The sequence below is a fragment of the Arthrobacter sp. 10T416 genome, from assembly GCF_056394165.1.
The window spans coordinates 257,359-271,858 of sequence record NZ_JBFTHI010000003.1 but is presented as its reverse complement, the minus strand read 5'-3'; the positions used below and the strand labels follow the sequence as shown (position 1 = coordinate 271,858).

Here is a 14,500-nt window from a genome sequence, read left to right as displayed (position 1 = left end):
CCGGGCCAGGGTGCGGACACAAGGTTACGGCGGTCATAGCGTGGGGGAAACGCCCGGTCCCATTCCGAACCCGGAAGCTAAGACCCACAGCGCCGATGGTACTGCACCCGGGAGGGTGTGGGAGAGTAGGTCACCGCCGGAACATCATTCAGGTCGAGAGCCTCCAACCACCAGGTTGGAGGCTCTCCCACTTTAACCACACAACCAACCACACAACCCTGCACGAGCGGACGACCCTCCCCCGGCCCCCGGCACGGACGGAGAGCCCTCCCCGGCAGACCGGCACACCACGCAACAAGCGCCCCGGGCCGGCCACTGCAGCCCGCCGACGCCCCGCCCTGGCCACCACCTGCCGCCGGCCCCGCACCCCACCACACAACGAGGTGTCCGCTGATGGCTGAAAAGCGGCCCAAAAGCCGGAAATTTTCCCAAAAAAGGGCGAAAACACGCGGAATTTGCCACCTCGGCGGCGCCAAGCTGGTAAGTTTTCGAAGAGTGGCCCGCATGCATGCCGCGTGCAGGCTTCAGAAATTAGAACAGTCCAGGAGGACATAAATGGCTAAGAACCGTAGTGAACTTGTTGCAGAGGTAGCTGGCAAGGCCGGCACCAGCCAGGCAGCCGTCAACTCCGTGCTCGATGCACTGTTCGAGGTTTTCGAGACCTCTGTCGCCGCCGGCGAAAAGATCACCATCCCGGGCTGGCTCGCCGTCGAGCGCACCGACCGCGCTGCCCGCACCGGCCGCAACCCGCAGACCGGCGAGACCATCCAGATCGCCGCTGGCCACAGCGTCAAGCTGACCGCCGGCTCCAAGCTGAAGGCTGCAGTCGCCAAGAAGAAGTAGTCTTCTTCAAACGCTTGAAAGGAGCGGCAACCCCCTGGGTTGCCGCTCCTTTTGCGTTAAGCCTCCCCACGGATTCGGCGGGCGGACGGGCGTAGCGGACAATGGAGTTGTGCCTTTCGCAGCAAAACCCCAGACCACAGCAGCGCCTGCCCCTACGGGGGGAGCGCCTGGCTCTGGTGCCGGAACGCCGGGTATCTCCCGGCCCTGGCAGGTGGCCGGACTGGCTGCGCTGTTCCTCGGCCTGGCGGCGGCACTGATCTTCTCTGGCGCCGCCGGGGCCCGCGCGGTCTCGGATCCCGGCGCGCTGGTCCGCTGGGGCCTGCCCGTCAGCAAGGCCGTGCACAACGTGTCCCTCGCGGCGGTGATCGGCGGCCTCATCTTCGCCGTCGGGATCCTGCCGAGGAACCTCTCCGGACGCCCCGCCCGCGGCGCCGACGCCCCCGAACACCCCGCCTTCACCCGCGCCCTGGCCATCGCTGCGGCCGCAGGTGTCGCCTGGACGTTGTCGGCCGTGGCCGTGCTGGTCCTGAGCTACTCGGACATCGCCGGGCAGGAAATCTCCGGCGACCCCGAATTCACCAAATCGCTTGTGTACTTCATGACGGACATCGAGACCGGGCGGGCCTGGTTGACGGTGGTGATTATTGCCGCCGTCGTCACCACCGCGCTGTTCGGTATCCGCTCGCGCGGAGCCTTGGCACTGACGCTGGTCCTCGCCACGGTCGGCCTGGCGCCGGCGGCGCTGATCGGCCACTCCGCCAGCTCGAACGACCACGAGGGCGCCATCAACTCGCTGGGCCTGCACCTGGTGGGTGTCTCGGCCTGGGTCGGCGGCATCATTGTGCTGGCGCTGCTCTCCGGCATCCTCGGTTCCCCCAGGGGCGCCGGCGCCCAGGGCCGGACCGACATCACCGAGCCCACCCTGCGCCGCTTCTCCACGCTCGCCGGCTTCGCTTTCGCCCTGGTCTTCGCCTCCGGTGTCATTAACGCCAGCATCCGGGTCTCCAGCTGGGCCGACCTGTTTGGCTCGGCGTACGGCCAGCTAATCCTGGCCAAGGCAGCGGCCACCCTGGTCCTCGGCGGCGTCGGGCTGATGCACCGTCAGTGGGTCATCCCCCAGCTGGGCGTCAAGGGCCGCGGACTCTCGGCCCGCCGGGTGCTGTGGCAGCTGATCCTTGTGGAGCTGCTGATCATGGGCGTGACGTCCGGAATCGCGGTCGCGCTGGGCCGCTCGGCCCCGCCGCAGCCCACCACCTTCGCCCCGGACGCCTCCCCGGCCTTCATCCTCTCCGGGTACGAGCTCCCTCCCGAGCTGACGCCCGAACGGTGGCTCACCGAATGGCGGCTCGACTGGCTGTGGGTCGCCGTCGCCGGTTTCGGCCTGGTGTCCTACGTCCTTGGCATCCGCAAGATCCGCGGCCGCGGCGACGCCTGGTCCTGGTTCCGGACCGTGAACTGGGTGATCGGGCTGGTGGTCCTGACCTACGTGACGTCCGGGCCGCCGTCGGTCTATGGCCGTGTCCTGTTCTCGGCGCACATGGTGGACCACATGGCCCTGACCATGGTGGCCCCCATCTTCCTGGTCCTCGGCGCCCCCGTCACGCTGGCGCTCCGTGCCCTCACTCCGCGGCGGGACAGCTCCCGCGGCCCGCGGGAGTGGCTGCTGGTCTTTGTGCACTCCAAGTTCTCGCAGCTGGTCACCCACCCGCTGTTCGCCGCCGCCAACTTCGCCGGCTCGATCGTGCTGTTCTACTACTCGGACGCCTTCGGCTATGCGATGCGCGACCACGTGGGCCACGAGCTGATGAACCTGCACTTCGCCCTGACCGGCTACATCTTCGTCCTGACCATGATCGGGACGGATCCGCTGCCCCGCCGGGCGCCGTACCCCATGCGGCTGCTGCTGTTGCTGGCCACCATGGGCTTCCACGCCTTCTTCGGCGTCGCCATCATGGGCGGTACCGGGCTGCTCGCCGCCGACTACTTCGGAAACCTGGGCCGCACCTGGGGCCAGTCGGCCCTGCTTGACCAGCAGATGGGCGGCGCGGTGGCCTGGGGCATCGGCGAAGTACCCACCCTGCTCGTGGCGATCGGCGTCGCGGTTATGTGGTCCCGGTCCGACGCGCGGGAAAGCAAACGCACCGACCGTGCGGCGGACAGGAATAACGACGCCGATCTCACCGCTTACAACGATATGTTTGCCCAGCTCGCCGAACGCGACGCGAAGCTGGCAGAACGCAATTCAAAGCTGGAAGGACGCTGATGAGCGAAACCGTACGCACCCACCTCCGGGTCCGGGCCTCCGAACTGATAGGCCGGGGCTGGCTGAACACCGGCGGGAAGTCCCTGGACCTGGAATCACTGCGCGGCAAGATCGTGCTGCTGGACTTCTGGACTTTCTGCTGCATCAACTGCCTGCACGTCCTCGATGAACTGCGCCCGCTGGAACAGCAGTACTCCGACGTCCTCGTGACCGTCGGCGTGCACTCGCCCAAGTTCGAGCACGAGGCGGACCCGGTGGCCCTGGCCGCCGCCGTCGAACGCTACGAAATCCGCCACCCGGTTCTGGACGACCCGGAACTGGACACCTGGAAGGCCTACACGGCCCGCGCCTGGCCCACCCTGGTGGTCATCGACCCCGAGGGCTACATCGTCGCGCACCTGTCCGGCGAGGGGCACGCGGACGGGCTGGCAGTGCTCATTCCCGAGCTGATCGCCGAGCACGAAGCCAAAGGCACCCTGCACCGCGGCGACGGCCCCTACGTGGCTCCAGAGCCGACGTCGGGCACGCTGCGGTTCCCGGGCAAGGCGCTGTACCTCCCGGCCGGCCGTGGTGGCTCCGCCGCAGCCGGCGACGCCGGCTCCTGGCTGGTTACCGACACCGGTCACCACCGCCTGGTGGAGCTCTCCACCGACTTCGAAACGGTGCTGGGCACCTACGGTTCGGGCGAGAAGGGCTACGCCGACGGCGCCGCCGGCGAGGCCCGGTTCAACGAACCCCAGGGCCTGGTGCTACTCCCGGAGGACGTCGCCGCGAAGGCCGGCTACGACGTCGTGATCGCCGACTCCGTGAACCACCGCCTCCGCGGGCTGTCGCTGGCGGACGGTACCGCTACGACCCTCGCCGGGAACGGCATCCAGCGGCTGCTGGAGACCGGCCCGGCCCGCGTGGATGAGGACGGCGCCGCGTACGGTGCCCGGCTCGAAGCGGATCCCCTGCAGGTTGCGCTGAGTTCACCGTGGGACGTGGTCTGGTCCAGCAAACTCAACGCGGTGGTTGTCGCGATGGCCGGAGTGCACCAGATCTTCAGCTTCGACCCCGTCAGCGGCGCGGTGTCCATTGCCGCCGGCAACGGCCTGGAGGGCCTGCTCGACGGTCCGGCCGCCGAAGCCTGGTTCGCGCAGTCCTCCGGCCTGGCCGAGGACGCCGACGGCAACATCTGGGTCGCCGACTCGGAGACGTCGGCGCTGCGCAAACTTGTGATCGCCGACGGCGGCGCCATCACCGTCGAGTCCGCCGTGGGCAAGGGATTGTTCGACTTCGGCTTCCGCGACGGCCCCGCCGCCGACGCCCGCCTCCAGCACCCGCTCGGCGTGACGGTCCTGCCCGACGGCTCCGTGGCCATCGCGGACACCTACAACGGTGCGGTCCGGCGCTACGACCCCGCCACGGGCACCGTCTCCACTCTCGCGCGCGGACTGTCCGAGCCCTCGGACGTCATTGTCGACCACACCCAGGTGGCCGGCTCCGAGCCGCTGCTGGTGGTGGTCGAGGCCAACAAGCACCAGTTGGTCTACGTGCCCATCCCGAAGGAAGCGCAGCAGGTGGACGAGGGTGCCTCGCAGACCCAGCGGCCCAAGAGCCCCGTGGCGCCGGGCCTTCTATCCCTGACGGTGCGGTTCACGGCGCCGACCGGGCAGAAGCTCGATGACCGCTGGGGCGACCCCACGCAGCTGAAGATCTCCTCCACCCCGCCGGAGCTGCTGGTGGCCGGTGGGGGGACCTCTGTGGGCCTGCTCCGCACCCTGGAGCTCTCGTCCGACGTGCCGGAGGGCGTGCTGCACATTACCGCCCGGGCCGCGGCCTGCGACGGCCCGGAGACCGAGGACGGCGAGATCCCGGACCACGCGGCGTGCCACCTGTACCAGCAGGACTGGGGCATCCCAGTGGTTCTGCAGGCCGACGGGGACACCGAACTGGTCCTGGACCTGCGCGGAATGGACTAAGGCGCCGCGGACCGGCCCGGCCTTGGCGGCCGGTCCCGCGGCCTGCGGCTAGTTGCTGAGCAGCGGGGTGAGCTTGACGGTGTCGCCGGCGATGTCCAGGCGCGTGGTGAAGCTGAAGTCGTGGACCGCGTTGAGCTCCGTGACGGCGCCGGTGAAGAGGTCCACCTGCCGGGCCTTGATCCGGGCTTTACCGTCCAGGGGAGCCACCACCCAGCGTCCGCCGAACGGCTCGATGCTGACGGCGGGGTAGTCGGTGATGTTCCAGTCGATGGTGCCGTCCACTACCCGGTTGTTCGTGGCGTGATAGAACGGGCAGTCCGGTTGGAGCTGCTGCTGCTTGTCCGCCTGGGCCGCGCAGTTGTCCAGGAACTCCTTGACCTTGGCCGTGACCGAGTCCTTCAGGCCCGCGGTGGCGTGGGTCAGGAGGTTCAGCGGCGCCGAGGGCATGTCCCGGCTGGACACGGTGGCGCGCGTGGGGGGTGCGGCGAAGAACTGGCCGTCCAGGGAGGCCTCGTATTCCCCGGGGTACAGCACGGCGAAGGTGTTCCGGCCGTTGGGCATGTTCACCGGAACGCCGTTGAGCGAGGCCTGGCTGGAGTTGACCACGGTGACGTCCAGGACCGGCAAGGCGGCGGGGACGATCGACCAGTCGTGGAAGAAAAGCCACTGGGTGCTGGAGCGCTGCAGCAGGAACTCGGTGCGCAGCTGGCTGCCGTCAATGGTGTAGTCGATCGGCACCATCACCTGGTTGCCGCCACGGTCTTCCGCGGCGCCGAACTTCACGTCCGAGATCCGGGCGGCCGCTTTTTTCAGGCCTTCACCGTCCAGCATCGCGGCGTTGCTTTGCGGTACGGAGGCATGCAGCAGGCCCAAGGCTTTCCCGCCTTCGCCCTTCTGCAGGGCATCCAAATACTCCCGGACCGGCTGCTGCGGGCTGCCGATGGAATTGTTCACCACGTTGATGGCGACGACGGCGGCGGCCACGGCGAGCATCAGGCCCAACAGCCACATGGCTGCAATCCTGACCAACGCCTGACTCATCTGCACGTACCTTACGTTACCTGCACGCCCGCTGAATGCCGGTGTCACAGGCGCCCAGTGTGACGTGCACCATCACCGCGGGGTATGTCCTAGCGACGGCGCCGCCGCGATGACGTGCCGAAGACGCCGCGGAGCAGCTCCCGGCCGATCTGCGTCCCGAGGGAGCGCGCCATGCTCTTGAGGCCGCCGCCGAGCACACCGCCCAACGCCCCGGCGATGTCCCCGGCCATTCCGCCGCCTGCCGGCTGCTGCTCGGGAGCGCGCCGCTGGGGGGCCGGGGCAGGCGCGGGGGCCGGTGCCGAGCGGCTGCTGGGGCGGCCGAGGATTTCTTCCTCGATCTGGCGGGCATCGGCGTCGACGGCGTTGGGGTCCAGCGCCGTCCCGGCGGCCGGGCCGGTCGGTGCAGCAGCCCGGCCGGCGAGCTTTTCATAGGCCGAGACGTTGTCCACGGCGGTGCCGTATTTGGCGAGCAGGGCGGACCCGGCCACAGTGCTGGCCACCAGGGCGGCATCACTGGGGCCCATCACCGACTCCGGCGCCCGCAGCCGGGTCAGTGCCACCGGCGTGGGCGCGCCCTTTTCGTTCATGACGGTGATGACTGCCTCGCCGATTCCGGCGGAGGTAAGGGTTTCTTCGAGGTCGTAGTCGCTGACCGGGAACGTCGACACTGTAGCTTTGAGGGCCTTGGCGTCCTCCGGAGTGAAGGCACGCAGGGCGTGCTGCACCCGGTTCGCCAGCTGGCCCAGGACATCCGCCGGGACGTCCTTGGGCGTCTGGGTCACGAAGAAGATCCCCACACCCTTGGACCGGATCAGCCGGACGGTGGTGGTGATTGCGTCGAGGAAGGCCTTGGACGCGCCGTTGAACAGCAGATGCGCCTCGTCCAGGAAGAACACAAGCTTCGGTTTGTCGAGGTCGCCGGCTTCCGGGAGGTCCTCGAACAAATCAGCCAGCAGCCACATCAGGAAAGTGGAAAACAGCATGGGCTTGGTCTGCAGTGTCGGCAGCTCAAGGCAGGTCACGACGCCCCGGCCGTCCGGGGCCGTGCGCAGCAGCTCGGCGGTATCGAACTCCGGCTCGCCGAAGAACTTCTCCATGCCCTGGGCTTCAAGGTTGATCAGCTCGCGGAGGATGACGCCTGCGGTCGCCTTCGACAGGCCGCCGAGTTCTTCGAGCTCGTCCTTGCCCTCGTCCGAGGTCAGGAACTGGATGACGGCCCGCAGGTCCTTGAGGTCGATCAGTTCTAGGTTGTTCTTGTCCGCGAAGTGGAAGACCAGCTGCAGGCTCGACTCCTGGGTCTCGTTCAGTTCCATCACGCGGGACAGCAGGACCGGCCCGAACGAGGTGATGGTGGACCGGACCGGAATGCCTGCCCCGTCGCCGCCAAGGGCCAGGAACTCCACCGGGAAGGTCTTGCCGGACCAGGCCTGGCCGATGCTGTCGGTGCGCGCCTTCAGCTTCTCCGAACCCGTGGCGGCCGTCGCGAGGCCGGAGAGGTCGCCTTTGATGTCCGCGAGGAAGACGGGGACACCGGCGGTGGAGAGCTGCTCGGCCATCATGTGCAGCGTGACGGTCTTGCCGGTGCCGGTGGCGCCGGCCACCAGGCCGTGCCGGTTCATCATCGACAACGGCAGCCGGACCGGTGCCTCTTTGTGGAGTTCGCCGTCGACGATCGCGGCGCCAAGCTCGATGGTGGGCCCCTCCAGGGTGTACCCCTTTTGGATGGTGGCGACTTTATCTGCAGTGGATTTGATGGCCATGCGGCTAGCTTAGCCGGGTCCGGCAACCCGGACCCGGCTTCAGCTGATGTTTATTTGCCGCGACTGGGACTACCCGGCGATGGCCTTGAGGACTTCCTTCGCCACGGCCTCGCTGGACTGCGGGTTCTGCCCGGTGATGAGGTTGCCGTCGCGCACCACATGGGAGCTCCAGGCGGCCCCGTTCTCGACGATCGAACCGTTTTCCTTCAGCGCGTCCTCGACGAACCACGGCGTGTTCGGGCCGGTGCCGCCGCCGAGTTCCTCCTCGTTGGTGAATACCGTGAGGCGGCGCCCGGAGAACGCGAACGCGCCGGCGTCGTCGACGGCGCTCAGCAGGCCGGCGGGGCCGTGGCAGAACGGCGCAATGACCTTGCCGGCGGTGTTGGCTTCGATCAGCAGCCGGCCGAGGTCGGCGTCCTCGAAGAGGTCCGCCATGGGGCCGTGGCCGCCGGGCATCACGATCGCGTCGTACCCGGAAAGTTCGACGTCGGCCAGCACCAGCGGTGCCGAGAGCTCGGCGTCGATTCCGGCCAGGTAGGCGCGGAACTCATCGGCGCGGTCCTGTCCGCCGGCCGAGTCAGCAGCCAGGCTGACCTCGTCAACGGTCGGCTTGGCGCCGCCGGGGGTCGCGATGCGGACGGTGTGTCCGGCGTCGAGCAGGGTCCGGTGCGAGACGACAAGTTCCTCGGCCCAGTAGCCGGTGGGGTGCTGGCTGCCGTCGCGCATGGTGAGCGAATCGGCGGCGGATACGACCATCAGGATGTTAGCCATGTTGTACTCCTGTTCCTCCGGCCGGGGAGCCGGTTGACGGGTGGGGGTCACAAGGGCGGCAACCCCGTCAGCGCGCCGGCTATTCCGGGCGCCGGAATCCGCGGGTTTCTGGCGCCCTTGAAATAAGCCGGGCCCCGCCGCCGTTGCCACCAGTGTGGGCCGCTACCCTCCAGTGCGGCGGACCCGAATTTCCCACCACCTCCGAAAGGCCGGCATCTTCCGTGACTGTTCCGCTTTCCATCCTTGACCTCGCAATCATCGGCAAGGGCCAGACGGCGGCGGAAAGCTTCGCCGGCAGCGTGGCCATGGCCCAACGCGCCGAAGAACTGGGCTACCGCCGCATCTGGTACGCCGAGCACCACAACATGTCATCCATCGCCTCGTCGGCGACCAGCGTCCTGATCGCCCACATCGCCGCGCACACCAGCACCATCAGGCTCGGCGCGGGCGGTGTGATGCTGCCCAACCACTCGCCGCTGACCATCGCGGAGCAGTTCGGCACCCTCGAGACCCTGCACCCGGGCCGGATTGACCTGGGCCTCGGCCGGGCGCCGGGCAGCGACCAGAACACCATGCGGGCCCTGCGCCGGGACCCGATGAGCGCCGACAGCTTCCCGCAGGACGTGCTGGAGCTGCAGGGCTACCTGACCGGGAACACCCGCATCCCGGGCGTGGACGCTACCCCCGGGAAGGGCACCAACGTGCCGCTCTACATCCTGGGCTCGTCCCTGTTCGGGGCGAAGCTGGCAGCCCAGCTCGGCCTGCCCTACGCTTTCGCCTCGCACTTTGCCCCGAACGCCTTGCAGGACGCTGTGGCGGTGTACCGCCGCGAGTTCCGTCCCTCCGCGCAGCTGGACGCCCCGCACGTGATTGCCGGCGTCAACGTGATTGCCGCTGACTCCGCGTCCGACGCCCAGGAGATGTTCCAGGCCACCAAGCGCGCCCGGGTCTCGTTGTTCTTCGGCAACGGCCGGGTCTTCAGCGACGACGAGGCGGACATGATCCTGGATTCGCCGCAGGGCCAGCACATGGCGCAGATGATGAAATACTCCGCCGTGGGCACCCCCGCCGCCGTGCAGGAATACCTGGAGGAGTTCACTGCCCACGCCGACGCCGACGAGCTGATCGTCGCGCACCAGAGCGCACGGGTCGAGGACCGGCTGCGCTCAGTGGAGCTCCTCGCGGAGGTCGCCGGGCTCGCCCGCGTCTGAGGCCGGCGTCGCCCGGCCCCGGACGGGCCCGGACGGGCCCGGACGGGCCGGGCATCAGCGGCCGTATGGCGCCGGCCGGCTAGGACTCCCGGCGGGCGCCCTCCGCGGCGGCCACCGCGAAGATGTGCGGGGCCGTGTAGCCGGCCCGGGCAAAGCGCTCCGCCACGCCCTCGGCGATCCGGGCGGCGTCGGCGTCCCGGACCAGCGCGATCGCGGCACCGCCGAAACCGCCGCCGGTCATCCGGGCACCGATGGCACCCAGCTCCTGGGCGCTGGAGACCGCCAGGTCCAGTTCAGCCGTCGAAATCTCAAAGTCGTCGCGCATCGAGACGTGCGAGGCGTCGAGCAGTGCCCCGATGGCAGCGGCACCGTCGGCCCGCAGTGTGGCCACGGTATCGAGGACACGCTGGTTTTCGGTGATCACGTGCCGGACCCGGCGGTAGGTGGTCGGATCGAGGACGGCGGCGGCGCGGGGCAGGTCCTCCGTCCCGAGATCCCGCAGGCTGGGAACGCCCATGGCCCGGGCGCCCTCCTCGCAGGAACGGCGGCGGCTGGCGTACCCGCCGTCGGCGTGCGAGTGGCTGGTGCGGGTATCGATAACCAGCAGACCCACCCCTGCGCCGGCGAAACCCAACGGCACCGCCTCGGTCTGCAGGCTCCGGCAGTCCAGCAGGATGCCGTGGTCCGGTTCACCCAGGAGCGACGCCGACTGGTCCATGATGCCGGTGGGCGCGCCCACCACGCGGTTCTCGGCGAGCTGCCCGATTTTCGCCAGCTCCTGCCGGCCCAAGCCCAGGCCCCAGAGTTCGTTGAGCGCCAGCGCCACTGAGCATTCGACGGCCGCCGAGGAGGACAGGCCTGCGCCTGCCGGGACCTCGGAACTGAGTGCCAGGTCGACGCCGGGCAGCCGGGAAGCGTCCGTGCCGCGGTCTGCCGCGGCCCGGGATATGGCCCAGGCGACCCCCAGCGGGTAGGCGGCCCAGCCCTCAAGTGCGTCCGGGTCCAGCTCGGCAAGGTCCAGCTCGACAACCCCCGGGAACGAGCTGCTGACCACCCGGAGCCTGCGGTCCGTGCGGAGGCCCGCGGCGACGGCCGTGCGCTTGTCGATAGCAAGGGGGAAGGCGAAGCCGTCGTTGTAATCCGTGTGCTCGCCGATGAGGTTGACCCGCCCCGGGGCTGACCAGAGGCCCTCCGGGGCGTGGCCGAACGCGGCGGCGAAGTAGTCGAGTCCCTGTTGGAACAGTTCCGTCATGGTTATGCTGCCTCTTCCTTGTCCATGGCGTCCCGGAGCCGGGCGGCGGCGGTTTCCGGCGGGATGTCGGCGATGAACGCCCCCATGGCCGCCTCGGAGCCGGCCAGGTACTTCAGTTTGTTTTCTTCACGGCGCGGCGAGGTCAGCTGCAGCATCAGCCGGACGTCGTCCCGGTGGGCGTTGACCGGGGCCTGGTGCCAGGCCGAAATGTACGGGGTAGGGGTCTCGTAGAGAGCGTCCACGCCGCGCAGGAGCCGGCTGTAGAGCACCGAGAACTCGTCGCGTTCCTCGTCCGTGGTCGCTGCGAGGTCCGGGACGTGCCGGTGCGGGAGCATGTGCACTTCCAGCGGCCAGCGCGCGGCGAACGGGACGAACGCCGTCCAGTGCCTGCCCTTGAGCAGGACCCGTTCGGAGGCCTGCTCGAAGCTGAGGATGTCCTCGAACAGCGAGCCGCCATAGTTCTCGATGGTGCGGATCAGCTGGGCCGTGCGGGGCGTGATGTACGGGTAGGCGTAGATCTGGCCGTGCGGGTGGTGCAGGGTCACGCCGATTGCTTCGCCGCGGTTTTCGAACGGGAAGACCTGCTCGACGCCGGGCAGCGCGGACAGCGCTGCGGTACGGTCCGCCCACGCCTCCACGACCGTGCGCATCCGAGACACGGGCAGGCCCGCCAGGGAACCGGTGTGTTCGGGGGAGAAGCAGACCACCTCGCACCGGCCCACCGACGGCCTGCTCCGGCCGAGCCCCACCGTGGCGAGCTCCGCCAGGCTGGCCGGGCCGCCGTCGTCCGCCAGGTCCGGGCCGAAGGACGGGGACTTGTTCTCGAAAACCGCGACGTCGTAGAGGCTTGGGATCTCGGAGGGGTTCTCCGGCGATGCCGGGGCCAGCGGGTCCAGGTGCGAGGGCGGCAGGACCACCCTGTTCTGCCGGGCGGCCGCGATGGATATCCACTCCCCGGTCAGGACGTCCTGGCGCATCGTGGCGGTCGGCGGCCGGACGGCCGGTTCGCGCAGGTCCGGGCCGCGCTCGGCCGGGAGCGACGTGTCTGCGTCGTCGAAGTAGATAAGGTCACGCCCGTCGGAGAGCTTGCAGGCGCGCTTGGTGATCTGGCCCATGCTAGGAATTCCTTACGGAGTGGCCGCCGTCGGCGGAGTCGGCGTCGGTGACACGGCGGACCGCCAGGAGCACGCCGTGTTCGGGGTTCAGGACCGGCATCGGCAGGCCCGAAGCCGCGAGGAAACTGCCCGTGGCTTCGACTCCCGTGGCCAGCCAGGCCGGCGGCACCGTGTGGATGTAGGCGCCCCGGTCATCGGAGTCCGGATACACCGCCTCCACCCGGTAGCGGCCTTCCGGCTGCAGGGCCGGGAGGCAGATCCGGCCGGGCATCTCGGCGAACGACGTCGCGACGGACACCACCGCGTAGAGGGCCTCGCTGCCGTCGTGGGCGACGACGCCGTGCACCCGGAAGGCGGGATCGGGCTCGTCGGCCCGCACCATCCGCCCGCTGTGCAGCAGGGAACGGTACTGCTTGTACAACGCGATCGCCCGGGCGAGTTCCGTGTGCTCGGCGGCGCTGAGCTGCCGGACGTCCCATTCGAGGCCGAAGTGGCCGAACATCGCCGTGATGGCCCGGAAGGAGAGGTCGTGTGTGCGTGCGGTGGTGTGGCTGGTGGTGGGTCCGATGTGGGATCCAACGAGCTCGGGCGGGACCACCATGCCGGTCCAGCGCTGGATGGTCTGCCGCTCCAGGGCGTCGTTGCAGTCCGAGCCCCAGACCCTGTCGGTGCGTTCCAGGATGCCCAGGTCCACGCGGGCGCCTCCGGAGGAGCAGCTTTCGATTTCCACGCCGGGGTGGGCCCGGCGCAGCTCGTCGAGGAGCCGGTACACGGCCTGGGTCTGGGCATGCACCGAGGGCCGGCCGGCGTGCCCCATCTCGGTCAGGTCCCGGTTCTGGTCCCACTTGAGGTAGCTGATCCGGTTCTCCCGGAGCAGCGCGTCGAGCCGGTCGAAGATGTACTGCCAGGCCCCGGGGTTGACCAGGTCCAGGACTTGCTGGTGCCGCCAGCGTTCGGGCAGGCGGCCGTCGGCGGCGCGGCGCGGCGCCGGGCCCGCGATCCAGTCCGGGTGCGCCCGGGCCAGATCCGAGTCCTCGTTCACCATCTCCGGTTCCACCCAGAGGCCGAACTCCATGCCGTGCCCGGTGACGGCGTCGATCAGCGGTGTCAGCCCGTCTGGCCAGAGCTGCTCATCGACATACCAGTCGCCAAGGCCGGCGGAGTCGTTGCGCCGGCCCCGGAACCAGCCGTCGTCGAGGACGTAGCGTTCGACGCCGAGGTCCGCGGCGGTCTCGGCGAGCTCCAGCAGGGCCGGGAGCCGGTGGTCGAAATACACGGCCTCCCAGACGTTCAGCACCACCGGGCGGGGTGCGCCCGACGCCGTCCCGGGGTGGTGCGGGCGCCCGCGGAACCAGGTGTAGAAGGCGTCAGTGATGCCGTCTAGGCCGTCCGCGGAGTAGGCGGCGAACAGCCAGGGGGTCTCGTAGCGGGCGTCCGGGGCCAGGGTGATTTCGGCGGATCCGAGCAGCTCGGACGCGCCGATGACGGTCCGGCCGTCGCCCGTGGTGTCGACGAAGCTCTCATGGTTGCCGCTCCAGCCGAGGTGGACGGCCCAGACCTGCCCGTGCCGGTATCCGAAGCCGGGGGTGCCGGCGGCCAGCAGGAGCGAGGCATCGTGGCCGGTCCTGCCGTGCCGGCCGGAGCGTACCCAGGTGCCCTGGTTCAGGGGCAGCCGCTGGGGGTGGGACTCGCGGCACCAGCGGCCGGTCAGGTCCAGGACCTCGGTAGCGGCGCGGCCTACGGGCAGCACGGCCGCCAGTTCGTCGACGGTGTAGGGGTCCGGCCCTTCGTTGGTCAGCGAGTGGCGGAGCTGGAGGAGGCCGCCGTCGTTGATCCGGAGCTCGGTATGGACCGTGATGCCGGCGTCCGGGTCGGCCTGGGTGATGACCGCGGAGCCGGTGCCGCCCTCGGCAACGGATACCAGCCGGAGCCGGGAGGAGAACGCACGCCCGTCGCGGTGGCCGCGGAGTCCGGGCCGTCCGCGCCAGCCGGAGGACGCCTGCGGAACCAGGCCCAGGGTCACCGGGGTGTCCAGGGCCGAGTGCGGGACGGGGTCCCGCAGCAGCGCCAGGTCCGGCAGGTCCGGGCCGAGGTCGGCGCCGAAGTGCAGCAGGGCGGGTTCGCCGGTGCTGAAGTCGATGAGGAGCGCCGTGCCGGAGCGCCGCAGGTAGAGGGGAGCAGGTGGTGTGGCGGTTCCTCCGGCGAGGGGTGCCGGGGCAAGGTTCAGGTCCGGGTTGTTCACTGCAGCTCCAGGCGTTGTCAGGTCGGGTGGGTGGTGCT

The 14,500-nt window shown here is 69.5% G+C and carries 10 protein-coding genes and 1 rRNA gene; 5 read left to right on the top strand and 6 right to left on the bottom strand.

Annotated features, from left to right (window positions below; translation table 11 throughout):
- The first annotated feature begins 25 nt into the window (after positions 1-25).
- The 4 genes from rrf (at position 26) to AC1DBE_RS06400 (ending at position 5,070) form a co-directional block, all read left to right on the top strand.
- A 5S ribosomal RNA gene (gene rrf / locus AC1DBE_RS06415) occupies positions 26-142 on the top strand.
- Between the two features lie 413 nt (positions 143-555).
- Positions 556-843, top strand: coding sequence for an HU family DNA-binding protein (locus AC1DBE_RS06410; RefSeq protein ID WP_011776355.1), 288 nt, complete (start codon positions 556-558; stop codon positions 841-843).
- A gap of 109 nt (positions 844-952) precedes the next feature.
- Complete coding sequence (locus AC1DBE_RS06405; RefSeq protein ID WP_476969969.1) at positions 953-3,106, top strand: bifunctional copper resistance protein CopD/cytochrome c oxidase assembly protein; 2,154 nt, start codon at positions 953-955, stop codon at positions 3,104-3,106.
- On the top strand, positions 3,106-5,070 hold the full coding sequence (locus AC1DBE_RS06400) for an NHL domain-containing thioredoxin family protein (RefSeq protein ID WP_476969968.1): 1,965 nt from the start codon (positions 3,106-3,108) through the stop codon (positions 5,068-5,070). Before AC1DBE_RS06405 ends, AC1DBE_RS06400 begins: the two co-directional genes overlap by 1 nt.
- Positions 5,071-5,118: 48 nt before the next feature.
- On the opposite strand, the gene AC1DBE_RS06395 is transcribed toward AC1DBE_RS06400, so the two are convergent.
- From AC1DBE_RS06395 to AC1DBE_RS06385, 3 genes are all read right to left on the bottom strand, one after another.
- Complete coding sequence (locus AC1DBE_RS06395; RefSeq protein ID WP_476969967.1) at positions 5,119-6,111, bottom strand: hypothetical protein; 993 nt, start codon at positions 6,109-6,111, stop codon at positions 5,119-5,121.
- An 89-nt stretch (positions 6,112-6,200) separates the two neighbouring features.
- On the bottom strand, positions 6,201-7,871 hold the full coding sequence (locus AC1DBE_RS06390; protein ID WP_476969966.1) for a helicase HerA-like domain-containing protein: 1,671 nt from the start codon (positions 7,869-7,871) through the stop codon (positions 6,201-6,203).
- Positions 7,872-7,940: 69 nt separating this feature from the next.
- Positions 7,941-8,642, bottom strand: a complete 702-nt coding sequence (locus tag AC1DBE_RS06385; RefSeq protein ID WP_476969965.1) for a type 1 glutamine amidotransferase domain-containing protein — start codon at positions 8,640-8,642, stop codon at positions 7,941-7,943.
- Between the two features lie 221 nt (positions 8,643-8,863).
- Here AC1DBE_RS06385 and AC1DBE_RS06380 point away from each other — a divergent pair, with 221 nt between their 5' ends.
- Positions 8,864-9,853, top strand: a complete 990-nt coding sequence (locus tag AC1DBE_RS06380; RefSeq protein WP_476969964.1) for an LLM class flavin-dependent oxidoreductase — start codon at positions 8,864-8,866, stop codon at positions 9,851-9,853.
- A gap of 79 nt (positions 9,854-9,932) precedes the next feature.
- On the opposite strand, the gene galK is transcribed toward AC1DBE_RS06380, so the two are convergent.
- The 3 genes from galK to AC1DBE_RS06365 are packed head-to-tail and all read right to left on the bottom strand — an operon-like array spanning position 9,933 to position 14,447.
- Entirely contained in the window at positions 9,933-11,105 is a 1,173-nt protein-coding gene (gene galK / locus AC1DBE_RS06375; RefSeq protein ID WP_476969963.1) for a galactokinase, read from the bottom strand.
- A 2-nt stretch (positions 11,106-11,107) separates the two neighbouring features.
- Entirely contained in the window at positions 11,108-12,220 is a 1,113-nt protein-coding gene (galT, locus tag AC1DBE_RS06370) for a galactose-1-phosphate uridylyltransferase (RefSeq protein WP_476969962.1), read from the bottom strand.
- 1 nt (position 12,221) lies between these two features.
- On the bottom strand, positions 12,222-14,447 hold the full coding sequence (locus AC1DBE_RS06365; RefSeq protein ID WP_476969975.1) for an alpha-galactosidase: 2,226 nt from the start codon (positions 14,445-14,447) through the stop codon (positions 12,222-12,224).
- Positions 14,448-14,500 lie beyond the last annotated feature (53 nt).